Below are 23,420 nucleotides of genomic sequence, written 5' to 3' on the forward strand. Positions count from 1 at the left end.
GAGCGGCGCCCTCGGCTCGGCCGGGGGCGCCTCATCGACCCGGCTGCGTCGGACGCGCTGCCGCGAAAGGCCTGGAAGGAAATGGAATGGCTTCGGTCTCCCTGAAGAATGTCAGCAAGACCTTCGGCACCTATGACGTGATCCGCTCCATCGATCTCGAGATCGAGGACGGGGAGTTCGTCGTCTTCGTCGGCCCATCCGGTTGCGGAAAGTCGACGCTTCTGCGACTGATCGCCGGCCTCGTGCCGGTTTCCGGCGGCGACGTGTTTATCGGCGGCGACCAGGTGACGGACGTGCCGGCGTCCAAACGTGGACTTGCCTTCGTCTTCCAGTCATACGCGCTCTACCCGCATATGAATGTGGCGCGAAACATCGGATTTGCGCTGGAAACGGCGCGGCTCGGCAAGGATGAAATCCGTCGCCGTGTCGCCAGGGTCGCGGATATGCTGAAGATAGGTCACCTGCTCGAGCGTCGGCCGCGCCAGCTTTCCGGCGGTCAGCGGCAACGCGTGGCGATCGGCCGTGCGCTGGTCGGCCAACCGGAAGTCTTCCTCTTCGACGAGCCGCTTTCCAATCTCGACGCGGACCTGCGCATGGAAATGCGCTTCGAGATCGCCAAGCTGCACGCCGACGTCAAGACGACGATGATCTATGTCACCCACGACCAGACGGAAGCGATGACGCTCGCCGACCGGATCGTCATTCTCAACCACGGGCAGATCGAGCAGGTGGGGCGGCCGCGCGAGCTTTACGACCGGCCGGAAAATCGCTTCGTTGCCGGCTTCCTCGGCAGCCCTAGAATGAATTTCGCCCCGCTCGAAGCGACCGGCCCCGCCGCAACGGTTCTGAGGGGGGCTGGCGGCTTCGCCTACGCCGCAGAGTACGTCGCGGCCGAAGGAAGGCCTGCGGAAATCGGCTTGCGGCCGGAGGCTTTGAAGCTTGTCGGTGCCGAAACGAAAGGTGCGATCCGCGGAACCTTCGAGCGCATGGAGGACCTCGGCTATGAATATGCCTGCTATGTGCGGCTCACCGAGACGCTGGTCTGGACGGTTCGTTCGACGGGAAGCCCACCGCAAATCGGCCCCGGCGACCCCGTCGGCCTGAGCTGGCAACCGGAAAGTCTCTACCTCTTCGGAGAGGATGGCCGGCGCATCGATCACCGCGCGAGCGTTCCATTGGCCCTTGGAGCCTCGTCGTGAACGCCGCCCGGCGGATGGAGCGGCAGCAACGCCGCACCGCATGGATATTCCTGCTCCCGTTGCTGCTGACGCTTGTCGCCGTGGCGATATGGCCGCTCGCCCGCAGCATTTTCTTCTCCTTCACCGACGCTTATCTCGACGCCCCTTCGGACTACGGATTCGTGGGTTTCGACAACTTCGTGGAAGTTGCCGAAGATCCGGTGTTCTGGGGCGCGGTCAGGAACACGCTCGTCTTCACGCTCGTATCCGTCGGGTTGGAGACGCTTCTCGGACTTGCGATCGCCTTGCTCCTGCACCGCGCTTTTCTCGGCCGCGGCATCGTGCGGGCGGCGATCCTCATTCCCTGGGCGATGCCGATGGTCGTCTCGGCCAGGATATGGGAATGGATGCTCAACGATCAGTTCGGCCTGATCAACAAGCTCCTGGTCGCGTTGGGACTCGTCGAAAAGGGCGTCGCCTGGACAGCCGATCCTTCGCTGATTCTCGGGACGGTGATCTTCATCGATGTTTGGGTGACGACGCCGTTCATGGTGCTCCTCATTCTCGCCGGCCTGCAACTGATCCCCGAGGAAATCTACGAGGCAGCCGACGTTTCCGGCGTGCCGCACTGGAAACGCTTCTGGTCCATAACCTTGCCGCTCGCGACGCCGGCGATCGGTGTCGCGATACTCTTCCGCACGCTCGACGCGCTCCGCATGTTCGATCTGAGCTACGTGCTTGCGGCCAACAACGAAAACACGATGACGATGTCGATCTATGCGCGCGACCAGCTCATCAGCTTTCAGGACCTCGGCCTTGGAGCCGCTGCTTCCACCTGGGTGTTCATGATCATCGGACTGATCGCCATCGTCATCGTCGGGCTTTTGCGCCTCGATCGGGCGACAGGCTGAGGGGGTATCGATGACGGTGAGCGCAGCCACCACGAGGCGCTATTCGAACGCGACTTACCGGACCTTGCGCCGCGTAAAGACGGCCGGACTCTATGCCGGCGTGGCGGCCGTCCTCGTCTACATGCTGTTTCCCTATTACTGGGCGATCGTCTCCTCGACCAAGACGGGGCAGGCGCTTTACCAGTTCACTCTGCTGCCGGCGCTCGATTTCAGCAACTACAGGCAATTGTTCGACAATCCGGTATTCATGGGCGCGCTCGTCAATTCTGGCGTGGTCGCGCTTGTCAGTACGGCGATCTCCCTCGTCATCGGCATTCTTGCGGCTTACGCGCTCGGCCGCCTGCATTTCCCGCCGGGCCGCATCGTTCTGATCGCCGTTCTCATGATCTCGGTCTTTCCGCAAGTGGTGGTGCTTTCGGGAATGTTCGAGGTGATCGGATGGCTCGGGCTCTACAATCGGCCGTCGGCGCTGATCGTCTCCTATCTCATTCTCACTTTGCCCTTTACGACATGGATCCTGACGAGCTTCATCCGTGACCTGCCGAACGAATTGGAGGAGGCTGCGCTCATCGACGGCTGTTCGCGCCTGCGCATCCTCACCCACGTGCTGCTGCCGCTGATGGGGCCTGCGATTGCCAGCACCGGTCTGCTGTCGTTCATCCTTGCATGGAACGAATTCCTCTTTGCGCTCACCTTTATCCTGACCGACGAGAACCGGACGGTTCCGGTAGCGATCGGCCTTCTGACAGGCAGCAGCCGCTATGAATATCCGTTTGGCCAGATCATGGCCGCGTCCGTCACGGTGACGCTGCCGCTGCTCGTTCTCGTCCTGATCTTCCAGCGCAAGATCGTCGCGGGGTTGACGTCCGGCGCCGTCAAGGGGTGACGACCGCCGCCGCTGGCAACGTCATGCGCCAAATTTGGCATGATCTATTTTCGTGATTGGACTTCCCGACCGGTTGGAGTCACGCTGATCAGGCCTACGAGGTGGAAATTGGGGGACCAACTATCGTTAGAGTAGGAGGTCGCAATGAAGCACCAAGCAATCGAGCAGTTACAGGGCGTCGCCGAGGTCAAGCAGGACCTGCCGCGACGGACGTTATCGCGCAAGGAGCGCCTTGAGCGTTGGGCGGAGCTCCTGGAACGTGATCCTCACAGACGCCTTTCGACGCTGCACGAGACAGAGTATCAGCCAGCGAGAGTCCGCGCGGCCATGCGCGGCGACGGTTCGCCGATCTCCGTCGCCTTCGAGGATCCGGTCCTCCGGACCGCCGGGATGGAGAACGACAGCTACGGTGAAGCCAGGCGGTTCTTCGAGCTGAGCGACGAGCAATTACATAAGGTCATCTGCTATTGCCATTTCGGCGCGACGGTCAGCGCATCGACGGCCGCCCGCCACATCCGCGCAATGCTTGTAGAGAAACAGCCAGGCCTGTTTGCTCGGTTGCGCCAGATGTTCGTCGGCTAGGCAGGCGACGGCATATCGGAGGGTCATGATCGAAGGCGGCCGCCGGAGGAGGCGGGCTGCAGTGCGAAGGCTCATCGCGCTCGCACTGTGGTGCTCCCATCGCCTCCGGCTGGCGGATTGCCTTCGATGCGCGGCGTCGTCGTCTTAGGATCGCAACTCGATCTCAAGGCTTTCGTCGCGTGCAACGCGCCCTCATGTTTGCGATTTTCGCTTCGTGCTCCAAATTCCACTATGTTAAGTGGATCGACGCGGCGCCGGATGGCCGACGCGCCCTGTCGGCCGGGATGACGAACGGAAAAACTATGGCTCAAAGAGCAGGCAACGCGGATCTCCCGCTGCATGGCGGCCGCGTGCCGCGATGGCTCGGCGACCGTATGACGCGCCTCGGCGCGCTGGTCACCGAAGCGGTCGTTCATCACTACGGACGCGACGAGTTTCTGAGGCGGCTTGCGCATCCGTTCTGGTTCCAGTCCTTCGGTGCCGTCATGGGCATGGACTGGCATTCCTCCGGTATCACCACGAGCGTCATCGGTGCATTGAAACGTGGTCTCACCCCGCTTGCCGGCGAGCTGGGCATCCATGTCTGCGGCGGCCGGGGCCAGCACTCCCGCAAGACGCCGGGCGAACTCGTGTCGATTGGCGATCGCGTCGGTTTCGATGGCGGCGCATTGGCAGAAGCGAGCCGCCTCGTCGCCAAGGTCGACAGTGCCGCCGTTCAGGACGGCTTCGATCTCTACCTGCACGGTTTCATCGTCACGGACGATGCCAGGTGGGTGGTCGTCCAGCAGGGCATGAACGGCGACCGCCGGCAGGCGAGGCGCTATCACTGGCTCTCGGAGGGCCTGACAAGCTTCGTCGACGCGCCGCATAGCGCGATCGAAGGCAGAGAACAGGGCGAGATCGTCAATCTTGCCGACCGCCGCGCCGCCGCCTCGCGGACTGCGCAGCTCGATCTCCTCCAGTCCCTCGGGCCCGACGGGCTCCTGCGCGAGGTCGCCCGGATCGAGTCTCGTGGGGCTCCTGTGGCCGCGCCGGCACAGCCGATGCTGCCGCATCTCTTCATGCCCGCCCATCACGACGTGCGCGAAAGCGACGTCAATCTCCGGCGCCTTCACGGCAACTTCGCCGCCGCCGCCGACCGTGGTCCGGAGGATTTCAAGGACCTGCTGCTGGTGCCAGGCGTCGGCGCGCGGACGGTCAAGGCGCTGGCGATGGTCGCGGAGGTGGTCCACGGGACGCCGTGCAGGTTCTCGGACCCCGCCCGCTTTTCGCTCGCCCATGGCGGCAAGGACCGCCATCCGTTCCCGGTACCGTTGAAAGTCTATGACGAGACGATCAGGATCATGAAATCAGCGGTCAGCAAGGGCCGCCTCGGGCGCGAGGAAGAGCTTGCGGCGCTGAAGCGGCTCGACGAGCAGTCGCGCCGGCTGGAGCGCTACGTCACAGGCCCCGACCTCAAGGAGATCGTCGCGGGCGAATTCAGGGACTCCGCGCGTTTCGGCGGGCGCAGCATATTCGGCTTGGAACCGCACGACGACGAGGCAACCGCGGCGGAGCCAAGCAACCGCACGCGGCGCTGAGGCGGAACAATAAGCAGCTCGATCGATTTACACAGCTAGGGCGCGATGAGGGCACACCGCGTTCCCTGCCGCTGAAGATGGCGCTTCGAGGCGCCGCCGGCATGCCAGTTCATGGAGTTTCCGATGACCGCTGCGATGACTACGATCGACCACGACACAATCCGCAATTGGATAGAAGCCCGCAAAGGACAGCCGGCGCGCGTGAAGGGCGCGACCGAAGACGGTGGTGGTCTCCTTCGCGTGGATTTCGGCAAACCGGAAGACACGCTGGAGAAAATTTCCTGGGACGAATTCTTCAAGATCTTCGACGAGGAGAACCTCGCTTTCCTCCATCAGGACATGACTGACGACGGGCAACCCAGCCGCTTCTGTAAATTCATTCACCGGCACTGAACCGAAGAAGGAACTCGAAGAAGGAAGCGGAAGGAGCACTTGAGGCCGGAAACGCCTTACGGCGGAAAGGATCTCGCGATGCTTACGATCAAAAAACCGGAGCCCGCGACGGAGCGCGAAGGGCGCCCTGTCCCTCCCGCAAACGACCCCAAGCCGGCATCTGCAAAGATCAGGAGGCCTGCGACGGACGATTGCGAACGCCTCGATGACCCGAATTCGCTTTTCTGGCGCGGCGTGTGGATGACCGTGTTTTAGATCGAGCAAACTAAGGCCTTTTGAGATTCATCATAGCGCGATGCGCTTGAATTCCTTGAGTGCCGGACTCCAATCTTTCCTCGCCCTCATCCCTGTGCTCGTCACAGGGATCCAGCAGCGCCGCGTCTGCGGCGCGGGAGCGTTCTTTCAGCCCAAGGACTTGGTCTGGCTGGATCCCTGTGACGAGCACAGGGATGAGGAGATCAAACGAGCCGCGGCGGGTATCCGAATCTCAACACGCCTTAGACGGCGCTGCCGCCAAGCGTCTGCTCGATCTCTTCGAGACGCGCCGTCAGGCGCTTGATCTCGTCGCGCTTTTCGGCAACCACGTCTCTCGCTGTTTCGAGCCTGTCGGCTCCGGGCACGGTGCCCACGGCCGTGTGGGTCTCGGTTGCGATGGTGTCGATTTCGGCTTGAAGCCGGGCGATCCGCTCGCGCAGTTCGTCGAGTTGGTTTCCGACCCCTGGCGCGCTCTTCCGATCTCGCTCCCATGCGTCGATCGGCTCGTCGACGCTCGGAGGATCGAGCGGGCGCGCATCAGCCCCCGGGCGCGGTTCTCCATGCTTGTTCGTGCTCATGACTGACCTCCCGTAAGCGTCTTCAACTCTGAAGCGACGTCTATGTTCCGTCGGCGGCCCTTACCCGTCGCAGCAATCGGCGGGCTTCATGGAACTTCCCGCGACGGCCGCCGTTTTCCTCTCGCCACCTGGGAGGGTTCCATGCATTCCGAAGAATACCTCGACCTTCACTACGATCTCTTGAGTCACAGGGCACTCCTGTCATGTGGCCGTAAGGCATATGTCCTGCCGGACATCTACGAGACCAAGGAAATGGCACAGGTCGCGGCCCAGAAATTCGCCTGGGAGAAGCTGGGACTGAAAGAGCGGGCAGCGGGCTGCCGCTCGGCCGCCGATCTCCCCGTCTGGCTGCGCTGACGATTGCGGCGAGCGATCAGAGGCCCTGTCCTTCGCCGAGACCGCGCTCCGTATGCATGGCGGACTGCCAGACCGTGACCGCAGGTCCCTCGGCGCCGAGAACGGGGTCAAGGCTCGGCAGCGGGACCGAGACGATCGCCTTACGGTCGTCCGTGGTCGCAACGCCGCTCTGAATCCCGGCGTCCTGACCCGGCGGATAGCCGCCGACGACCAGGAAATCCACGCTTGCCTCGTTCCGGCGATGGCCCGTACCCGCGGGGAGGAGGATGACGTCGCCGGCTGCGACCTCGATCTCCTGACCGTCCGGCCCTCCGATCATAAGCCGTGCCCGGCCTTCCGCGATCCCGAGAACCTCGTGCGCACCGCAATGGTAATGGTGATGGGCAAAGACGCCGTCGCGCCACAGGCCGCGCCAACCATTGGCCCGGAAGCGTTCCTCTATCCGTGTGGCTCCATTTTCCGTAACGTCGATCGCTTGACGATAGACCAGCACCGGCAGGCGCGGGTTGTTCGGTACGCCGCCGCTTTCCGCGAACATGAGCTCTTCGATTTTCATTGGTATTCTCCTCGGCGCAGGATGTTCTGGTTCCCTGCCGAACCGGAACGAATTCCGCGGCTGTATGTTTCCTTCAATCGTGCTCAGAAAGACTTCGGCCGCGAACCAAGATTGATTCTGGCAAAGAAGGGGACCTTTCATGCCATACAAGCTCTATTACTGGGACGGCATTCCCGGCCGCGGTGAATTCGTGCGCCTTGCGCTGGAGGAGGCCGGCGCGGATTACGTCGACATTGCCCGCCAGCCGGGCGGCACGAATGAGATGCTGAAGCTGATGAAGATGCCCGGTGGAGCAGCAGCTCCCTTCGCTCCCCCGTTCCTCGTCGATGGCGACCTCGTCATAAGCCACGTCGCCAACATACTTTCTTATTTAGGGCCGAGGCTCGGCCTTGTTGCCGAGGACGAGGGGCTTCGAACCTTCACCAATGGCCTGCAGCTGACGATCACCGATTTCATCGCGGAGATTCACGACACGCACCATCCGATCGCCGTGTCGCTCTATTATGAGGACCAGAAGCCTGAAGCGCTGAGGCGGTCGGCCGATTTCCTCTCCGAGCGCCTGCCGAAGTTTCTCGGCTATTTCGAACGCGTGCTCACACAGAATCCCAGGGGCCCGGAACATATGGTCGGGGACCGGCTGAGCTACGTCGATCTTTCGCTTTTCCAGGTGATCGAAGGACTTCGCTATGCCTTTCCCAAGGCGATGGATGCCTATGAGACAAACATCCCCGGACTGGTCGCCTTGCACGATGCCGTTCGTGCACGGCCGAGAATTCTGAGCTACATGGCCTCGGAGCGGCGGCTTGCCTTCAACGAATCCTGCGTCTTCCGCCACTATCCGGAACTCGACCGGCAGTCCTGACCGGTCAACCGATGCGAGCGGCCACCTTGGCGAGATCGCCGACAAACCGGGCGCGTTCCGCTTCGGGGTCGGATCTGCCTCGAATTCTCAGAAGATAGGAGGGGTGGATGGTCACGAGCACGGAGAAGCCCCCGGGGGCCGTCAGAAGCTCGCCGCGGTTTTTGGTGACACCCACGCTTCGCCCGAGCAGGGACATCAGCGCCGTTGCCCCGAGCGCGACGACGATTTCGGGGCGGAGCTCGCCGAGCTCGGCGCCGAGCCACCAGGCGCAGGCCTGAATCTCACCGGCATTCGGCCGCGAATGCAGCCGGCGCTTGCCGCGCTGTTCGAACTTGAAGTGTTTGACGGCATTGGTGAGATAGCATTCCGACCGGTCGATGCCGGCTTCGTGCAGGCACTCGTCCAGGATGCGCCCGGCGGGTCCGACGAACGGGCGCCCGGCAAGGTCCTCGCGGTCGCCGGGCTGTTCGCCGACGAGCACGACACGGGCATCGACCGGGCCCTCGCCGAAGACCAGTTGCGTGGCGTCCTTGTAGAGGTCGCAGCGCTCGCACCTCTCCGCCTGCCGCCGCAGAGAGGCAATCGTCGTTGCCTCGGCGTGTTCGCCGGCAAGGGCCGGGCCAAGTTTCGCAGGCTGTTTCGGCATCGTTCCTCGAGACTCTCCCCCGTCATTCTCGCCGCGAATGTCTAACCGTGAGGCTCAAGGCATGTTCCACTGTCTGCCGATGGCGGTGTCACCGTGCAATGGCGACGACGATGCCAGGGCCGGCCAACGCGCTGCCGTTGACGGTCTCGCCTCCGGACGTTTCGCTCGTGAAGATCGGCTGACCGCGTATTGCGGGAACGGCGTGTGTCTCCTGCAAAAGATTGACGCGCAATTCCAGGCAAGCCTCCCCGAACCGCCAGTCGACGGCGATGATGCCGTCCTTGGTTTCGTATGCACCGCAATCCGGTACGGCGGTGCCGGCGATCAGCGGTACGATGTGCCGCTGCCTTATACCGGCGAGGTCGCGCATATAGGCAAGATGCCGCTCGCCGGCAGGGCTTGTCGCGCGATCCCAACGTAGCTTCGAACCGGCAAAGACATCCGGGTCGAGCGGATCGGGCAGATCATCCATCGTCTTGCCCTCTGGGAGGCCGCCGAAATTTTCGGCTTCGTCCCGGCGTCCCAGCCGGATAGCCGCGGCGATTTCCCCCTGGTAGTCGGAGAAGAAATAGAAGGGCTGCGTCTCGCCGTATTCCTCACCCATGAACAGGAGAGGGATTTGCGGCGTCAGCATGTGCATGGCCGCCAACACGCGCAGGCTGTCCTCCTGGAGGAGCGAAGCGAGACGCTCGCCGAAGGCGCGGTTGCCGATCTGGTCGTGGTTCTGCAGGAAATTCACGCGGCCTTGCGGCGGCACGCGGGCTCGGCTCCCCTCAGGAGAGAAATTGTCTTCCTTTGCCGGCACGGCGAAGCCTTCGGCCAGCGCGCTGCGGATCTTGCCCCAAGGCTCGTCCGCGAAGAGGCGGTAATGGCCCTTGGTTTCGCCGGTCGCCACGACGTGGAGGGCATTGTGAAGATCGTCGTTCCATGCCGCATCGAAGAGCATGCGCGCGCCGCTCGCGTCGCGCTGCAGAAGGCTTCTGCGGCGGTGCGCGTCTTCCAGCACCAGGTGGATTTGCCGCTCGGCGAACGCTTCCCGGACCTCGTGCTCCAGCGCGACGAGAAAATGCGGCTTGGTCGTATCGCGGATCTGTTCGGTCGCATCGAGACGCAATCCGTCGAAACGGAAATCCCCGAGCCAGTAGAGCGCGTTCTCGATGAAATAGCGCCGGACCGCTTCCTCCTCGAAGGCGATCGACGCGCCCCACGGTGTCGGGCGGTCCTTGTTGAAGAAGCGGCTCGCATAGCGGGAAAGGTAATTCCCCTCCGGCCCGAAGTGGTTGTAGACGACATCGAGCAGGACCGTGAGACCGAGCGAATGGGCCGCATCCACGAGCGCCTTCAGGTCATCCGGCCTGCCGTAGGCATTGTGCGGAGCATAGTGCAGCACGCCGTCATAGCCCCAGCCCCGCACACCGGGGAATTGCGCGACGGGCATGATCTCGATCGCGGTGATTCCGGCCCCTGCCAGATGCGGCAAGCGCTCGATTGCAGCTCGGAAGGTGCCCTCCGGCGTGAAGCAGCCGACATGCAACTCGGAAATGACCGCCTCCTCCCAGGGCCTGCCGCGCCAGGAGGAAGCCTGCCATTCATAGGCGGCGTGATCGACGACGATCGACGTACCCGACGCTTCCCGCTCCTGTGCCGAGGAGGCGGGATCGGCCACCTCGGTGCCGTCGGCAAGGCGGAAGCAATAGCGCTCTCCCGCCTTCGCCTCGAGCGTGATTTCGAACCAGCCGCCGTCGAGCGACTGCATCTTATGCGCGGCCCCGCCGAGAACCAGATCGACGTCCCGCTCGTCGGGAGCCCACAAACGAAACCGGCATGTGTCGCCGTCGATGAAATTCGCGCCCCAGCTGTTTCTGAAATGTGCACGGGTCGAACTTGCCGGCATCGATATGTCCCTCGAGATGAAAGGCGAGGAACTGGCCGAGGGCGGGGAAAGTTCCCCCGGCACCCGTTCGGGGGAGAGGAACAAATGCCGGCCTTTTGCGTTGCATCAAAGCTGCCGGGCAAGGCGGTAGAGGGCGCGACTGAATGAACCTGACTTTTTCCGAACTCGATTTCATGAAACCTGAACTCGGTGCAGAATACACCGGCCAGGGGACGCATTTTGCGGTCTTCTCGGCGCACGCGGAGAAGATCGAGCTCTGCCTGTTTTCCGAGGATGGGCGCGAGGAAACGGCGCGCATGCCGCTGCCGAAGCGCGAGGGCGATATCTGGTCCGGTTACATCGAGGGTATCGGTCCCGGCACCCTCTATGGCTACCGCGCCCACGGACCTTACGACCCGCACAATGGTCACCGCTTCAATCCGAACAAGCTGCTGCTCGATCCCTACGCCAAGCTGGTCGCGGGTGAGCTCATCTGGGACGATGCCCTCTTCGGCTATACGATCGGCAGCCCTGAGGGCGATCTTTCCTTCGACGAGCGCGACAGCGCCCCCTTCATGGTGAAGGGCGTCGTTCAGGACCCGACTTTCGACTGGGCGGGCGAAGAAGCGATCCGCCGCCCCTGGACCGAAACGATCATCTACGAGTCGCATGTCCGCGGCATGACCATGACGCATCCCGGCGTGCCGGACGAGCTGCGTGGCACGTTTCTCGGCATGGCGAGCGATCCGATCATCGAGCACCTGACGAAGCTCGGTGTTTCGGCGATCGAATTGATGCCGGTGCAATATTTCCTCGACGACCGCTACCTGGTGGAGCGGAACCTCAAAAACTATTGGGGGTACCAGACGCTCGGATTCTTTGCTCCCCACGATCGCTATCTCAAGGGCGACCGCTTTACCGAATTCAAGACGATGGTGAAGCGGTTTCATTCCGTCGGCATCGAAGTTCTGATGGATGTCGTCTACAACCATACGGCCGAGGGCTCGGAACGCGGCCCGACCTTGAGCTTCCGCGGGCTCGACAATTTCAGCTATTACCGCCAGTCGCCGGACAAGCCGCGCCACACCTACGACACGACGGGCACCGGCAACACGCTCAACGTTGCCCATCCCCTGGTGCTGCGCATGGTCCTCGACAGCCTGCGCTACTGGGTGGGCGTGATGCATATCGACGGCTTCCGCTTCGATCTCGCAAGCACGCTCGGCCGCGAATACATGGAGTTCGATCGCGAAGGCGGCTTTTTCGACGCGATCCGGCAGGATCCGATTCTGGCGGGGGTGAAGCTGATCGCCGAACCCTGGGACGTCGGCGAGGGCGGCTATCAGCTCGGCGGTTTCCCGCCCCCGTTCCGCGAATGGAACGACCGGTTCCGCGACGATGTCCGGCGCTTCTGGAAGGGAGACGGCGGCATGGTTCCGGTGCTTGCCGAGCGCATTCTCGGCTCACCGGTGCAGTTCAGGCATTCGGACCGTGCCGCGACCTCGTCGATCAACCTGGTGAGCGCCCATGACGGCTTCACCCTGATGGACACGGTCTCCTACGGCGAAAAGCACAACGAGGCGAACGGAGAGGAGAACCGGGACGGTCACTCCGACAATCATTCCGACAACATGGGCGCAGAAGGCCCAACCGACAACGGGGAGATCATCGAGGCGCGCAAACGACGGCGGGCGGCCATGCTCGCCACCCTGATGATCAGCCAGGGCGTGCCGATGGTGCTCGGCGGCGACGAGCTGGGAAACAGCCAGCAGGGCAACAACAACGCCTATTGTCAGGATAACGAGATCGGCTGGCTCGATTGGAGCGGAGCGGACGATGGCTTCGTGGATTTCTGCCGCAAGCTCCTCGCCTTCCGCAAGGACCATCCTGTCCTGCGGCAGGAACGATTCCTCGACGGAGAGCCCGACGAGAATGGACGGGTCGAAATAGCCTGGTACAAGGCGGATGGCAGCCCGATGGACGAGGACGCCTGGCACGACGCTGAGCTACGCCTGATATGCGCCTATATCTGCCGCGTCGGGCAGGGCGAAGCTCCGCCGGCCGGCGAGATCGTCCTCGTGCTCAATGCCGGCGGTGATTGCGAGATAGCCCTTCCCCACGGAAATGGAAGCAGGCGCTGGCTACGCGTGCTCGACACGGCAGCCGACGAACCGTTCGGCATGCGCGCCGGCGCGGATCGTGACACTATCCCGGCGCAGAGCGTCGTCGCCTTCGTGCCGCAGGAGGGAGGCAATGGCTAGAGCAACGTCGGTCGACGTGCTCGAATGTCCGCCTTGCGTGATCGCGGATGGTCCGCGGAACCTGGCGGCGGCCGGTCTCGTGCCCGAGGAAACCGGACTCGTCTATGTCAGCGACAGCGAACCGGGCATCCGGCGGCAAAGGCGCGGCAAGGGGTTCGTCTACCGAATGCCGGACGGCTCGATCGTTACCGATCCGTCGATCAAAAGCCGCATAGCGGCGCTGGGCCTGCCGCCTGCCTATGACAACGTCTGGATCTGCCTCGAAGAACGGGGGCATTTGCAGGCCACGGGCTACGATGCGCGCGGACGAAAACAGTACCGCTATCACAGCGAGTGGCAGGCTCTCAGGAGCGCCGACAAATTCGCGCAACTGGTGGAATTCGGCAAGGCATTGCCCAAGATACGCCGCACCATACGGCGCCACATGCAGGGCGACGTGGAAAACATGCAAACCGTGCTCGCTGCGCTGGTGGCCCTGCTGGACGAAGCCCATCTGCGCACCGGCAACCAGGCTTACGTGCAGGCCAATGGGAGCTATGGTGCCACGACGCTGCTGAAGCGGCATCTCAGGCTGGGCGATGGCTTCATAGAGCTGAAATTCATCGGCAAGGGCGGCAAGCGCGTCCAGCGCCTGCTCCGCCGCCCCAAATTGCAGCAGTTGCTCGAAGAGATCGCGGATCTGCCGGGCAGACAGCTTTTCGTTTGGAAGGATGAAAACGACGTCCTGCGGCCGGTCGATTCCGGCCGGCTCAACCGGTACCTTTCAGATGTGGCCGGAACAGCGGTTTCTGCAAAGACATTCCGGACCTGGGGCGGCACTCTCGCGGCTTTCACGGCCGCCCGGACTTCGATCGAACAGGGCGAGTGGCCGACGATCAAACAGATGAGCGAAGCGGCTGCGTCCGTTCTTCACAACACGCCCGCCATCAGCCGGAGCAGCTACATTCATCCCGATGTGCTCGCTCTCGCCGACAAGTCGGCCTCGATCTCGGCAAGGCAGCTTCAGGCGCGCGGGCGCTTGGACAGCGAACTGCGTGTGGAGGAACAGCGCTTGCTGAGCTTTCTTCAGCGCTCGGCGCGCTCCAGGGCGCGGCAGGCAAAATCGGTCGCGGAAGAGCGGCGAGCTCCCAGCTAAGGCCTGTTGAGATTCATCTCGAGTTTTGACGGCTGCTTCAAGATGAATGATGGCGCTCTGATCGCTTTTGTCGGCGCGTAGGGCGGTGCGGCAAGGTTGCCGGGCGCAATATCTCCTCGCTCTCATCTCTGTGCTTGTCACAGAGATGAGAGCAGCGCCGCGTCTGCGGCGCGGGAAGCGTTCTTTCAGCCCAAGGACTTGATCTGGCTGGATCCCTGTGGCGAGCACAGGGGTGAGGAAATCAATCAAGCCGCCGCGGTATCAACAGGCCTTAGCTAGGAGCGGGATGAGGAAAAGTGTGTGCGGTATTCCGCGCGCTTCCCGCTGACCTAGGCAAAGACGCCGCGCAAGCTTACGCGGCGCCCCTCGGCTCGCACGCCCGCAATCGCCTCAACTAAGATCGGTGAGGTTCGGGTTCTGCTGGATAGTGCCGGTATCCGCCGTCTCTATGCGCAGATTGTTTTGTACATTCGTGACCCCGGATACGTTTTCGGCACAGTCCTCGGCGCGGCGTTTCGCCCATTTCGAGCTCACCGACCCGTTGAGCTGTACTTCGCCGTTCGTCACGCTCACTTCGATGTTGGAGGCGTCGAGAGCGCCGTCGTCACTGAGGCGGTCGCTGACATCTTCCTGGATGCGGCCGTCGGTGCGCCTGTAGCCTTTCGGACCCTTGCCCCGGTGCCGGTCCATCTCCCGTCTGCGCTCGGCATCTTCGTCACCGAACCAGGAAGCGACCTCGTCGCTGGCGCGGTCGAGAAAATCGCGGTCGCGGCGATAATCGCGCGTTTCGCCGTAACCTCCATAACCGCGGTAACGGCCCTCGCCGCGATAGCCATAACCGGGCCCGTGATAATCCCTGAAATAACGCTCGCGGCCCCTGCGATCGTAGTCGTCGTCGCTCCAGCGTTCGCGTTCGCTTTCGCCGCCGCGGTAGCTCCCGGTCGGCCATGACATCGAGCTCTCGTAGTCGGCGCCACGCGGCTCGACTTCCTCATCGAAGCGGCTGCGCGCCCGACCGCGGCGCTCGGATCCATAGTTGTAAGGGTCGCGGTGGCGCTCGTTCTCCCAGTCGCGGCGGGCCCAATCGCGACGGCCGTAGGGATCGTATCTGCCATAGTCCGGATGTCTGGGCATGGGCTCTCTCCTGGCTGTTGCTCTTGCTGATGTTGGGCCAAACCCGCGATCGACCCAAAGGGTTCCGCGCTTCGCCCCGTTCCCTGCGCCGGCGGCGGAACAATCACGCACGGTCGGGATTGTCCCGAAAGAGGGGTGTCGCCCCCGCATGCTCAAGGGAGACGAAAATGCCGAACCCGCGTCAGCCGGAGCCAGTACCCGAGCCGCCGCCGCCGGACTTGCCGCCATGGTATCCGGAACCGCCGATCGAAGAGCCTGATCCAGACCGCCTTCCGGATGAAATTCCGGTCCCTAATCCGGACGAAAATCCGGAGCCGCCAAAGCACATATGAAGGTCCCGCGCGGATCTAGCCGGGGGCGGAACAAATGGACGGTCGCGCCGTTTGAAACTCGCCATCAACGAAGTCCAGCGGCGAGGTAAGGGACATGGACGAGCTAAGGGACATGGACAACGAACGGGAAGAGCTCATCAGGCGCAGAGCCTATGCGATCTGGGAGCAGGAAGGGCGGCCGGACGGGCAGCATCAGCGCCACTGGGAGCAGGCGGCCAGAGAAATGCAAGGACCGGAAATGCAAGGATCGGAAATGCAGGGACCGGAAACGCACAGAGACAGCACCGCGCCGGAGAGCGAGGTCCAGGCCAACGGCAGCAGGCGGCGCGAAAAGCAGACCGCGGCGGGGGCTGGGGCACCCGCTTCGCCCGAAGGAAATCCGGCGGCTCGCCCGGACGGTGGGCGCTGAGCGGCCGTCACGGCGGCTTGAGCATTCCCGGGCCGCCGATGAGACGTGCCGATGAAACGTGAAGGAGAAAACAAATGCGTGTATCGGAGATCATGACAAGAGACGTTCATCTTGCAAGCCCCAACGACACCATAACGGCTGTTGCGCGGCAGATGGCGGAAAACGATATCGGCTTCATGCCGGTCGGAGACGACGACCGCCTGATCGGCATGATAACGGACAGAGACATCGTCGTGCGCGGCGTTGCCGATGGTATAGACCCTCAGGCACGGGTGGCCGACATCATGACCACGGACGTGAAATATTGCTTCGACGACGATGAGGTGGACGATGTCGCGCGCAACATGGGCGACATCCAGGTTCGACGGCTGCCCGTCGTGAACCATGACAAGCAGCTGGTCGGGATAGTCTCGCTCGCCGACGCGGCCCGTGAACAACCGCAAATGGCCGGCACCGGCCTGAAGGGCGTGACCGAGCCCGGTGGATCCCACAACCAGTCCAATCGAAGCGGCTGAACGATCTGCCGTTTCGGCACGGGTGGGGGCGCAATGGCGCCCCCTTTTCTCATTTCGCACAAGGGAGGCCAACTATGGCGGGGAAACAGGAAAGCATGCCGGTCCGGACTGGTCTCGCTCCCGGCGGTGGTGCGGAGCCCGACGATCACGTCGCCGATGCCGGCGATGCAGGAAGCGGTGCGCCATATCTCGGCGAGGCGGACCGGGCGCGCCCCGACCCGCCACAGCCGCAGCCGCGCAATTTCAGTGCAGGCGACGGAAAGGCCGCGACGACGCATGCGCCTGCGGAAGCGGGCATCGAAGCGAACGACGCCACTGGCGGCGAATACTGGAATCGCGTGCTCGGCGACAATACGAGCACCGGCACGCTGCGTTTCCTTGCCGCTGTGGGATTGTTCGTTCTGATAGCCGCGGCGCTGTTCTGGCTCGTCGGCTGAAGAGCTTAGGTCGTTTCACTCAATGGTGAAACGACCTAAGAATTTGACATTGCGCAATTCCGGCAGAAGACCGTCACGCGATCTTCTCGGAACTGCTCAAAGTGTCGAACCGTGCTTATTGCTGCTGCGGCTGCTGCGGCGTCGAAGTCTGGAGCTTTTCCTGAACCTTCTGGGCAAGCGCCGGATCACTCTGCGCAGCCTTCAAGATCGTCGTATATTCCTCCACCGACATGTTCGGCGCGGTTTCTACGGCCTTGACCATTTCCTGACTGGCTTCGTTCTGCAGCTTTGCCTTCGCAGCCTCGTCGGTGGTAGCCCCGATTTTCGTGGAGTACTCCTGCCTTACCTTGTCGACCTGAAGATATGCCACTGCGAAGGCCTCGATCTTCTGATCGCTGATCGGGGCGCTCGTGCCGCTGGCGTCGGGTTGGGTCTGTGTCGGCTGCGCCTGTTGCGCCTGCGCGATTTCGAGCGCCGAAGCCGGGCTGAGAAGCATTAAGGTGGAGGCTGCAACGGTCAGCGATGCAACGAGTGTATAGCGAGTAATCATGTTCTGTCCTCCATGACGTGCATGACTTGATCGGCAGCAATACCGCCTTGCTCATTCGCTCCGCCGTCGAAACGACGCAAGCGACTCGGGGAGCATGTACGCCTCGGAAGTGCTCGGTGCGGCGACGAGGGGGCAATTTGCTGACCATTAGGCGGCAGCTTTGTGGCTGCCGCGGGGGCCATGCAGAACAAGATGCAGGGCTTGGAACACGACATACGCTACGGCTATACATCGGTTGAAACGTGGCGCAAACGGTGTCCCATACGACCGGGTACGATCTGCGCCGTTATAAAGGGTCATGCGACATGAAGCACGAAATCATTGAAATCCCCGTGATTTCCGAAGCAATCCGAAGACTGGGCGCGCCAACCTCCGCGTTGACCCGCGTTGGCGGTTTTCTCTATACGTGCGGAATGCCGCCGATCGACCTGAAGACAGGCGAGATCGTCAGGGGGGACATGACCACCCAGGCGCGCGCCTGCATGGACGCGCTTTCGTTCACGCTCCGCCATGCCGGCTCCTCGCTCGACAACGTCTTCAAATCGCTCGTCTTTATCACCGATAACGATTTGGCGGCGGAGATGAATGCGGTCTATCGCGCGTATTTTCCTGGCGGCTTTCCGGCCCGCAGTTGCGTGGCGATCAAGCCCTGGACGCATTTCGATATCGAGATCGAATGTATCGCGACCGTGGGATGATGCGGTCGTTTCTCACAGGAAATCGCAGCCGCTCCCATAAGCGGACTCAATGTTTGCCATTGAGTCCGGCTATTTGCGTTGCGGGCATCATGCCCGCCTAATATGCCTAGAATAAACGCAACAAATGAGGGCGCTATGAAACTGGGCATTTCGAAAATTTCACACGGTCTTGCCGCCACCGTGATCGCTGGCATCATCGGCCTTTCCGCTCACTCGGCTGCCATGGCCGAAACGACGATCCGTCTCGGCCATGTGCTTGCCGACACCCATAGCTGGCACAAGGCCTCGACGGACTTCGCCAAGGAGGTCTCGGAGAAGACGGAAGGCCGCGTCAAGATCGAGATCTTCCCCTCCGGCCAACTCGGCACGGAGAAGGAAGTCATCGAGGGCATGCAGATAGGCACCATCCAGGGCGGCCTGATCGGCAGCGGCTCCTTCCAGTTCGTCGAGCCGAAGTTCGGGATCATCGAGATGCCCTATGCCTGGACCAGTCGCGAGCAGGCCTTCGCCGCGCTCGACGGCAAGCTCGGCACGGCGCTTGCCGATCTGCTTCGGCCGAAAGGCATCGAGGTTCTCGCCTGGTGGGAAAACGGCTTCCGCAACATCACCAACAACAAGCATCCGATCGTCAAGCCGGCCGATCTCGCCGGCATCAAGATCCGCGTAACGCCGGACAAGGTTCGGCTTGCGACGTTCGAACGTCTCGGCGCGCAGCCGGCGCCGCTGGCCTTCGGCGAGCTATACTCGGCCCTGCAGCAGGGCGTGTTCGACGCGCAGGAAAATCCGCTCTCGATCATCGACGCCTCGTCGTTCTACGAAGTACAGAAATACGTTTCGATGACCGGCCACATCTGGGGGGCCGCATGCCTGACCGTGTCGAGCATGACCTGGGCGCAGGTTTCCCCCGAGGACCAGGCCATCGTGAAGGAAGCGGCCGTCAAGTGGGGCAACGCGCAGCGCCAGATGGTTGCCGATAACGAGGTCGCGCTGATCGAGAAGCTGAAATCAAAAGGCATGCAGTTCAACGAGGTGGACAAGGCTGCTTTCGTCGACGCCCTCAAGCCGATCTGGGAAAGCGAGAAGGACGTCTTCGGTCCCGAGCTGCTTGAAGTCATGGACAGCTACCGCAAGTAAGCGGTCGTCCTGCCCGCCGGTTGCGGGCAGGACGTTTCCCATCGCCGGATCATGTCCGTCCCTCCACACCAGCGAGGCTTCCATGCAAGACGCATCGATACCGCGTCCGCGGATTTCCAATGCCATAGACAGCGTAGCCCGCGCGGTGGGCGGCCTGGCCATCGCCACCTTCACCGCCATCATCGTCTACGTCGTCATTTGCCGTTATGCCCTTTCCTTCACACCGCGCTGGTCGGAGGAAATCCCGCGTCTTCTATTGGTTTGGGTGACGTTCATCGGTGCGGTTTCCGCCTTCGTCCGCAACACGCATCTTTGCGCCGGCCTGACGGACCTGCTTGTTGCGCCCGGCCGGTTCCGTTCCTTCGTGGCCGTGCTCGCGCGTCTGGCATCCCTCCTGTTCCTGGTCGTCGTCATCTGGTCCGGATGGAAGATAACCGTGCTGACATGGTCGCATGAAACCACGGTCCTGAGCTGGCCCGCGGGGCTCGTCTATCTCGCGCTGCCGGTCACGGGTGCCATCGCCTTCGTTGCCCTCGTTGCCGCGGAACTGCGCAAATGAGCCTTGCCCTTCTCGTCCTCTTTGCCGTCTTCATTCTCTTGCTCCTGATCGATGCGCCGATCGCGATCGCGCTTGCGCTTTCCTCGGTGGCTTATCTGCTGGTCGGCGATGTCTTGCCGCTGATGGTGGTCGCGCAGCGCATGGTGGCGGGGATCGACAGCTTCACGCTGCTGGCAATCCCGCTTTTCCTGCTCGCCGGTCTGCTCATGGTGCATGGGGGGCTCGCCCCGAGGATCGTCAATCTTTGCGCGGCAGTCGTGGGCCAGCGGACGGGTGGTCTCGCTATCGTGATGATTGCCGCCTGCATGATGTTCGGCTCGCTCTCGGGATCGGGTGTCGCGGACGTGGTGGCGATCGGTTCCATGCTGCTGCCGGCCATGAAGGATCGCGGCTACCATCCGGGTTTCTCCGCCGCAGGTCTCGGCTGCGCCGGTTCGCTTGGCACGGTCATTCCTCCGTCCATAGTCCTGATCGTCTACGGAACGGCGACCGGAACGTCGATCGGGCAGCTTTTCATCCACTCCATCGGCCCAGGCATCCTGCTCGGTTTCGGGCTGATGGTCGTCGCGTGGTGGATTTCCCGCAAGAACGGTTGGAAGGGCGGAGAACCGTTCAGCTGGACTCGGCTGGGCACCGCCCTGCGCGAATCCGTGCTTGCGCTGCTCGCGCCGGTCATCATCGTCGGCGGCATCCGCTTCGGCATCTTCACGCCGACGGAGGCGGCGGGCATCGGCGTCGCCTATGCGCTGCTCGTCGGGGCCCTCATCTATCGCCAGCTGACGCTCGCCAAGGTCTTCAGCCTCCTGCGCGACACGACGGAAATGACCGGTTCCATCCTCATCGTCATCGCGGCCGCCTCCGTCTTCGGCTGGATCCTGACGGTCGAGCAGGTTCCGCAGCTCGTTGTCAATGCCATCACCGGCGCGACCGAGAGCGCCACAGTCGCGCTCATGCTGATGATGGTCGCGGTCCTGGTCCTCGGCACGTTCATGGAATCGATCGCCATCATTCTCATCCTGGCGCCCGTTTTCCTGCCGGTGCTGCGGGTCTTCGAGATCGACCCGGTCTATTTCGGCGTGCTGCTGACCATCAACCTGGCGATCGGCGCCAATACACCGCCACTCGGCATCGACCTGATGGCCGCGTGCCGCACCGGTGGCATACCGATGTCGGCGTCCTTCCGCTACCTGCTGCCGTTCATCGGCGTCATGGCGCTCATCATGTTCCTCCTCGTTCTCTTTCCGGGGCTGATGACACTGATGTCGCTCGGAATGTGAGCCGCTTCGTCCGCAATTGCATTTGAAAGGTGAACCATGTTGTTCGCATCGAACACCCGTGCCAACATCGATCGCTTCTGGTCGACCATCGAGACTTCCGCCGAAATCGGCCAGGGGCGGCCGGGCGGCCTCGCCCGCCTAACGCTGACGGACGATGATCGCAGAATGCGCGACCTGTTCGTCAACTGGTGTCGTGATGCGGGGCTGTGCGTCGAGATCGATGAACTCGGCAATATCTTCGGCCGGCGCGAAGGAAGCGATCCGTCGCTGCCGCCGGTGCTGATCGGCAGCCATCTCGACACCCAGATCAACGGTGGTCGCTTCGATGGGATCGCCGGCGTCCTCTCAGGACTCGAGGTGATCCGTACGCTGAACGACGTCGGTCATGTCACCCGCCGTCCGATCGTCGTCGTCAACTGGACGAATGAAGAGGGAGCGCGCTTCTCGCCGCCCATGGTCGCATCCGGCTGCTTCGTCGGGGCCTATGACGGGGACTGGGTCAAAGAGCTCGTCTCCGACGACGGAGCGCGTTTCGGCGCCGAGCTCGAGCGCATCGGTTACAATGGAAACAAGCCCTGTCGTGCCGGTGAGATCGATGCCTATTACGAATTGCATATCGAGCAGGGGCCGATCCTCGACCTCGAGAATCGCGATGTGGGAGTGGTGACGAGCGGATATCCGAGCTACGGGATGCGGGTGCGCTTTTCGGGCAAGACGGCACATACCGGCCCGACGCCGATGGACCTGCGCCGCAATGCGCTGATCGCGGGCGCACGCTGGCTGACTGCCGTGGACGACATCGGCTGGGATTTTGCCGTCGGCGACGGCAAGGCGACAGGCGCCCGGCTGGCGGCGTGGCCGAACAAACCGGGCATCCTCTCCGACACGGCCCAAGCGATCTGCGACGTTCGCCATCCCGATGCGGCGACCGCGCGCGTCATGGGTGAAAAGATGCGCCGTGCCGTCTTCGAAAGCGCCGCCCGCGCCGGCTGCGACGCGGTCATAGAGGACGAGTGGTTTTGGGGCGGGGACATCTTCGATCACGCGATGGTGGAAGGAATCCGGGCGGAAGCGGTCCGGATGGGCTATGACTGGCGCGACATCCAGTCCCAGGCCGGGCACGATGCCTATTTCCTCGCCCGACGTTGCCCGACAGCGATGATCTTCACGCCCTGCAAGGGCGGCATCACCCACAACAACGAGGAAGACTGCGACCGCGACGATCTTGCGCCGGGCCTCAATGTCCTGTTGCATGCCGTCGTGGCGCGCGCCGACCGCTGATTGATCGGAGCACTTCCAGGAAAAGTGTATAACGGTTTTTCGTCGGGACGCGCACTCAGTGCATTTCCGGGTAGAGCGAGCGCAGCTCCTGCACCAGGTCGATGAAATGTTGCTCGGCGCGGGAATAGTCGCCTTCCGGGTGCGTCACCAAAAACACGTCCGCGCCGAGCGGATAACCCTTGATTTCGAGCGGCCAGAGAAGTCCGCTCGCGACTTCGTCGTGAACCGCCGTCAACGGGAGAATTCCGATCCCGAGACCGGCGACGATCATGCGTCTTACTTCCTCGAGATTGGGGCTTTGCCCGCTGATCCGTTCGCCGAGACCGAGACTTTGGCTGAGGACCGCCATGGGCTCGAGGCCCATGCCTTCGGTGGCGCAGGTAAAGGAAACAAATGACTCCTGCCGCAGTTCCCTCTTCTCCACCTCCTTACGGCCGAAGAGGGGATGCTCAGCGCCGCAATAGACGCTGAATTCCTCGCGAAACAGCAACTGACAATTCAGGCTGAAGACGGGGCGCGACAGGAGACATAATCCTATTCCGCATTTCTCCGTCTGGATCCGCTTGACCGTATCCTGGCTGTTCTGGACCTCCATCACCCAGGTTACGGAGGGAAAGCGCTGATGGTAGAGACGCAGCGCTTCGTTTATGAGCGGGGACTCGAGGTTCGAGATGATCTGGATGCGCACCTCGCCGAACTCTTCGGCGGTCCTTTCCTGCGTAAGCTGGCCGATACGCTCGACGGCTCGGAAGATCTCTCCGCATTCCTCGTAGATTTTCTGCCCCCGGGCCGTCAGCTCGAACTTCCGGCTGCCGCGAAGGACGAGCTGACAGGCCAACTGCTCCTCCAGTCGTTGCAGCGCCTGGCTGACCGATGGCTGACTCATGTTGAGCCGGGCTGCTGCCCGCGTGAGGCTTCGCTCTTCGGCGATCATGAAAAACGACCGCAGGAGATTGAGATTGAGATCTGTCGACATCGTACGGGCCTATCCATTTGCGACTCCACTCACGTGGAGTCGGCACGAGCTGCTGAACCACCGCC

General features: G+C 62.6%; 25 protein-coding genes. 18 read left to right on the top strand and 7 right to left on the bottom strand.

The annotated features are described in order from the left end of the window. Positions 1–86 precede the first annotated feature (86 nt). The 6 genes from M1D34_RS18830 (at position 87) to M1D34_RS18855 (ending at position 5,530) form a co-directional block, all read left to right on the top strand. Entirely contained in the window at positions 87–1,199 is a 1,113-nt protein-coding gene (locus tag M1D34_RS18830; RefSeq protein ID WP_498783601.1) for an ABC transporter ATP-binding protein, read from the top strand. Then, a complete protein-coding gene (locus M1D34_RS18835; RefSeq protein WP_498783603.1) occupies positions 1,196–2,089 on the top strand; it encodes a carbohydrate ABC transporter permease in 894 nt (297 codons plus the stop codon). Before M1D34_RS18830 ends, M1D34_RS18835 begins: the two co-directional genes overlap by 4 nt. A gap of 10 nt (positions 2,090–2,099) precedes the next feature. Next, positions 2,100–2,975, top strand: a complete 876-nt coding sequence (locus M1D34_RS18840) for a carbohydrate ABC transporter permease (protein ID WP_275599322.1) — start codon at positions 2,100–2,102, stop codon at positions 2,973–2,975. 144 nt (positions 2,976–3,119) lie between these two features. Beyond that, entirely contained in the window at positions 3,120–3,557 is a 438-nt protein-coding gene (locus M1D34_RS18845; RefSeq protein ID WP_003526251.1) for a hypothetical protein, read from the top strand. Between the two features lie 302 nt (positions 3,558–3,859). Beyond that, complete coding sequence (locus M1D34_RS18850) at positions 3,860–5,137, top strand: DUF763 domain-containing protein (protein WP_498783606.1); 1,278 nt, start codon at positions 3,860–3,862, stop codon at positions 5,135–5,137. Positions 5,138–5,260: 123 nt separating this feature from the next. Further along, positions 5,261–5,530 (top strand): hypothetical protein, encoded by a 270-nt coding sequence (locus tag M1D34_RS18855; RefSeq protein WP_013850427.1) that lies wholly within the window; start codon positions 5,261–5,263, stop codon positions 5,528–5,530. Positions 5,531–6,027: 497 nt separating this feature from the next. Here the strand turns inward: M1D34_RS18855 and M1D34_RS18860 are convergent, their stop codons facing one another. Further along, complete coding sequence (locus tag M1D34_RS18860; protein WP_498783608.1) at positions 6,028–6,363, bottom strand: hypothetical protein; 336 nt, start codon at positions 6,361–6,363, stop codon at positions 6,028–6,030. 141 nt (positions 6,364–6,504) lie between these two features. On the opposite strand from M1D34_RS18860, the gene M1D34_RS18865 reads away from it, so the two are divergent. Continuing rightward, on the top strand, positions 6,505–6,720 hold the full coding sequence (locus tag M1D34_RS18865) for a hypothetical protein (RefSeq protein ID WP_498783610.1): 216 nt from the start codon (positions 6,505–6,507) through the stop codon (positions 6,718–6,720). 16 nt (positions 6,721–6,736) lie between these two features. Here the strand turns inward: M1D34_RS18865 and M1D34_RS18870 are convergent, their stop codons facing one another. Next, positions 6,737–7,276, bottom strand: coding sequence for a cupin domain-containing protein (locus M1D34_RS18870; protein ID WP_498783611.1), 540 nt, complete (start codon positions 7,274–7,276; stop codon positions 6,737–6,739). A gap of 139 nt (positions 7,277–7,415) precedes the next feature. On the opposite strand from M1D34_RS18870, the gene M1D34_RS18875 reads away from it, so the two are divergent. Then, complete coding sequence (locus M1D34_RS18875; protein ID WP_017269145.1) at positions 7,416–8,138, top strand: glutathione S-transferase; 723 nt, start codon at positions 7,416–7,418, stop codon at positions 8,136–8,138. A gap of 4 nt (positions 8,139–8,142) precedes the next feature. On the opposite strand, the gene M1D34_RS18880 is transcribed toward M1D34_RS18875, so the two are convergent. Continuing rightward, positions 8,143–8,784, bottom strand: coding sequence for a UdgX family uracil-DNA binding protein (locus M1D34_RS18880; RefSeq protein WP_498783613.1), 642 nt, complete (start codon positions 8,782–8,784; stop codon positions 8,143–8,145). 88 nt (positions 8,785–8,872) lie between these two features. Then, a complete protein-coding gene (treZ, locus tag M1D34_RS18885) occupies positions 8,873–10,678 on the bottom strand; it encodes a malto-oligosyltrehalose trehalohydrolase (protein ID WP_498783615.1) in 1,806 nt (601 codons plus the stop codon). Between the two features lie 143 nt (positions 10,679–10,821). On the opposite strand from treZ, the gene glgX reads away from it, so the two are divergent. Next, entirely contained in the window at positions 10,822–12,918 is a 2,097-nt protein-coding gene (gene glgX / locus M1D34_RS18890) for a glycogen debranching protein GlgX (RefSeq protein WP_498783617.1), read from the top strand. Beyond that, positions 12,911–14,053 (top strand): DNA topoisomerase IB, encoded by a 1,143-nt coding sequence (locus M1D34_RS18895; RefSeq protein ID WP_498783618.1) that lies wholly within the window; start codon positions 12,911–12,913, stop codon positions 14,051–14,053. Before glgX ends, M1D34_RS18895 begins: the two co-directional genes overlap by 8 nt. A 390-nt stretch (positions 14,054–14,443) precedes the next feature. Here the strand turns inward: M1D34_RS18895 and M1D34_RS18900 are convergent, their stop codons facing one another. Continuing rightward, positions 14,444–15,187, bottom strand: coding sequence for a BON domain-containing protein (locus tag M1D34_RS18900; RefSeq protein ID WP_498783620.1), 744 nt, complete (start codon positions 15,185–15,187; stop codon positions 14,444–14,446). Positions 15,188–15,613: 426 nt separating this feature from the next. Between M1D34_RS18900 and M1D34_RS18905 the strand changes: the two genes are divergently transcribed. From M1D34_RS18905 to M1D34_RS18915, 3 genes are all read left to right on the top strand, one after another. Continuing rightward, positions 15,614–15,928 (top strand): DUF2934 domain-containing protein, encoded by a 315-nt coding sequence (locus M1D34_RS18905; RefSeq protein ID WP_498783622.1) that lies wholly within the window; start codon positions 15,614–15,616, stop codon positions 15,926–15,928. A 74-nt stretch (positions 15,929–16,002) separates the two neighbouring features. Then, positions 16,003–16,443, top strand: a complete 441-nt coding sequence (locus M1D34_RS18910; protein WP_498783624.1) for a CBS domain-containing protein — start codon at positions 16,003–16,005, stop codon at positions 16,441–16,443. A 74-nt stretch (positions 16,444–16,517) separates the two neighbouring features. Further along, complete coding sequence (locus M1D34_RS18915) at positions 16,518–16,880, top strand: hypothetical protein (protein ID WP_498783626.1); 363 nt, start codon at positions 16,518–16,520, stop codon at positions 16,878–16,880. A gap of 115 nt (positions 16,881–16,995) precedes the next feature. Here M1D34_RS18915 and M1D34_RS18920 read toward each other — a convergent pair whose 3' ends face one another. After that, positions 16,996–17,430 (bottom strand): DUF4168 domain-containing protein, encoded by a 435-nt coding sequence (locus tag M1D34_RS18920; RefSeq protein ID WP_498783628.1) that lies wholly within the window; start codon positions 17,428–17,430, stop codon positions 16,996–16,998. Positions 17,431–17,735: 305 nt separating this feature from the next. Here M1D34_RS18920 and M1D34_RS18925 point away from each other — a divergent pair, with 305 nt between their 5' ends. The 5 genes from M1D34_RS18925 to M1D34_RS18945 all read left to right on the top strand — a co-directional run bounded on the left by M1D34_RS18925 (position 17,736) and on the right by M1D34_RS18945 (position 22,379). Beyond that, positions 17,736–18,128, top strand: a complete 393-nt coding sequence (locus tag M1D34_RS18925) for a RidA family protein (RefSeq protein ID WP_017269673.1) — start codon at positions 17,736–17,738, stop codon at positions 18,126–18,128. Between the two features lie 135 nt (positions 18,129–18,263). Continuing rightward, entirely contained in the window at positions 18,264–19,262 is a 999-nt protein-coding gene (locus M1D34_RS18930) for a TRAP transporter substrate-binding protein (RefSeq protein WP_498783630.1), read from the top strand. 82 nt (positions 19,263–19,344) lie between these two features. Beyond that, on the top strand, positions 19,345–19,821 hold the full coding sequence (locus M1D34_RS18935; protein WP_498783632.1) for a TRAP transporter small permease: 477 nt from the start codon (positions 19,345–19,347) through the stop codon (positions 19,819–19,821). Then, a complete protein-coding gene (locus M1D34_RS18940) occupies positions 19,818–21,098 on the top strand; it encodes a TRAP transporter large permease (protein ID WP_498783634.1) in 1,281 nt (426 codons plus the stop codon). Before M1D34_RS18935 ends, M1D34_RS18940 begins: the two co-directional genes overlap by 4 nt. A 36-nt stretch (positions 21,099–21,134) precedes the next feature. Then, positions 21,135–22,379: a Zn-dependent hydrolase gene (locus tag M1D34_RS18945; protein WP_498783636.1), complete on the top strand. Its 1,245-nt coding sequence runs from the start codon at positions 21,135–21,137 to the stop codon at positions 22,377–22,379. Between the two features lie 55 nt (positions 22,380–22,434). Here M1D34_RS18945 and M1D34_RS18950 read toward each other — a convergent pair whose 3' ends face one another. Continuing rightward, entirely contained in the window at positions 22,435–23,355 is a 921-nt protein-coding gene (locus M1D34_RS18950; protein WP_010976084.1) for a LysR family transcriptional regulator, read from the bottom strand. Positions 23,356–23,420 lie beyond the last annotated feature (65 nt).

The sequence above is a fragment of the Ensifer sp. D2-11 genome, from assembly GCF_054161295.1.

What these genes read in the sequence shown, in the direction of transcription:
- M1D34_RS18830 (WP_498783601.1), top strand. Translation starts at nt 87, where the DNA reads ATGGCTTCGGTCTCCCTGAAGAATGTCAGCAAGACCTTCGGCACCTAT.
- M1D34_RS18840 (WP_275599322.1), top strand. Translation starts at nt 2,100, where the DNA reads ATGACGGTGAGCGCAGCCACCACGAGGCGCTATTCGAACGCGACTTAC.
- M1D34_RS18845 (WP_003526251.1), top strand. Translation starts at nt 3,120, where the DNA reads ATGAAGCACCAAGCAATCGAGCAGTTACAGGGCGTCGCCGAGGTCAAG.
- M1D34_RS18850 (WP_498783606.1), top strand. Translation starts at nt 3,860, where the DNA reads ATGGCTCAAAGAGCAGGCAACGCGGATCTCCCGCTGCATGGCGGCCGC.
- M1D34_RS18855 (WP_013850427.1), top strand. Translation starts at nt 5,261, where the DNA reads ATGACCGCTGCGATGACTACGATCGACCACGACACAATCCGCAATTGG.
- M1D34_RS18860 (WP_498783608.1), bottom strand. Translation starts at nt 6,363, where the DNA reads ATGAGCACGAACAAGCATGGAGAACCGCGCCCGGGGGCTGATGCGCGC.
- M1D34_RS18865 (WP_498783610.1), top strand. Translation starts at nt 6,505, where the DNA reads ATGCATTCCGAAGAATACCTCGACCTTCACTACGATCTCTTGAGTCAC.
- M1D34_RS18870 (WP_498783611.1), bottom strand. Translation starts at nt 7,276, where the DNA reads ATGAAAATCGAAGAGCTCATGTTCGCGGAAAGCGGCGGCGTACCGAAC.
- M1D34_RS18875 (WP_017269145.1), top strand. Translation starts at nt 7,416, where the DNA reads ATGCCATACAAGCTCTATTACTGGGACGGCATTCCCGGCCGCGGTGAA.
- M1D34_RS18880 (WP_498783613.1), bottom strand. Translation starts at nt 8,784, where the DNA reads ATGCCGAAACAGCCTGCGAAACTTGGCCCGGCCCTTGCCGGCGAACAC.
- treZ (WP_498783615.1), bottom strand. Translation starts at nt 10,678, where the DNA reads ATGCCGGCAAGTTCGACCCGTGCACATTTCAGAAACAGCTGGGGCGCG.
- glgX (WP_498783617.1), top strand. Translation starts at nt 10,822, where the DNA reads ATGAACCTGACTTTTTCCGAACTCGATTTCATGAAACCTGAACTCGGT.
- M1D34_RS18895 (WP_498783618.1), top strand. Translation starts at nt 12,911, where the DNA reads ATGGCTAGAGCAACGTCGGTCGACGTGCTCGAATGTCCGCCTTGCGTG.
- M1D34_RS18900 (WP_498783620.1), bottom strand. Translation starts at nt 15,187, where the DNA reads ATGCCCAGACATCCGGACTATGGCAGATACGATCCCTACGGCCGTCGC.
- M1D34_RS18905 (WP_498783622.1), top strand. Translation starts at nt 15,614, where the DNA reads ATGGACGAGCTAAGGGACATGGACAACGAACGGGAAGAGCTCATCAGG.
- M1D34_RS18910 (WP_498783624.1), top strand. Translation starts at nt 16,003, where the DNA reads ATGCGTGTATCGGAGATCATGACAAGAGACGTTCATCTTGCAAGCCCC.
- M1D34_RS18915 (WP_498783626.1), top strand. Translation starts at nt 16,518, where the DNA reads ATGGCGGGGAAACAGGAAAGCATGCCGGTCCGGACTGGTCTCGCTCCC.
- M1D34_RS18920 (WP_498783628.1), bottom strand. Translation starts at nt 17,430, where the DNA reads ATGATTACTCGCTATACACTCGTTGCATCGCTGACCGTTGCAGCCTCC.
- M1D34_RS18925 (WP_017269673.1), top strand. Translation starts at nt 17,736, where the DNA reads ATGAAGCACGAAATCATTGAAATCCCCGTGATTTCCGAAGCAATCCGA.
- M1D34_RS18930 (WP_498783630.1), top strand. Translation starts at nt 18,264, where the DNA reads ATGAAACTGGGCATTTCGAAAATTTCACACGGTCTTGCCGCCACCGTG.
- M1D34_RS18935 (WP_498783632.1), top strand. Translation starts at nt 19,345, where the DNA reads ATGCAAGACGCATCGATACCGCGTCCGCGGATTTCCAATGCCATAGAC.
- M1D34_RS18940 (WP_498783634.1), top strand. Translation starts at nt 19,818, where the DNA reads ATGAGCCTTGCCCTTCTCGTCCTCTTTGCCGTCTTCATTCTCTTGCTC.
- M1D34_RS18945 (WP_498783636.1), top strand. Translation starts at nt 21,135, where the DNA reads ATGTTGTTCGCATCGAACACCCGTGCCAACATCGATCGCTTCTGGTCG.
- M1D34_RS18950 (WP_010976084.1), bottom strand. Translation starts at nt 23,355, where the DNA reads ATGTCGACAGATCTCAATCTCAATCTCCTGCGGTCGTTTTTCATGATC.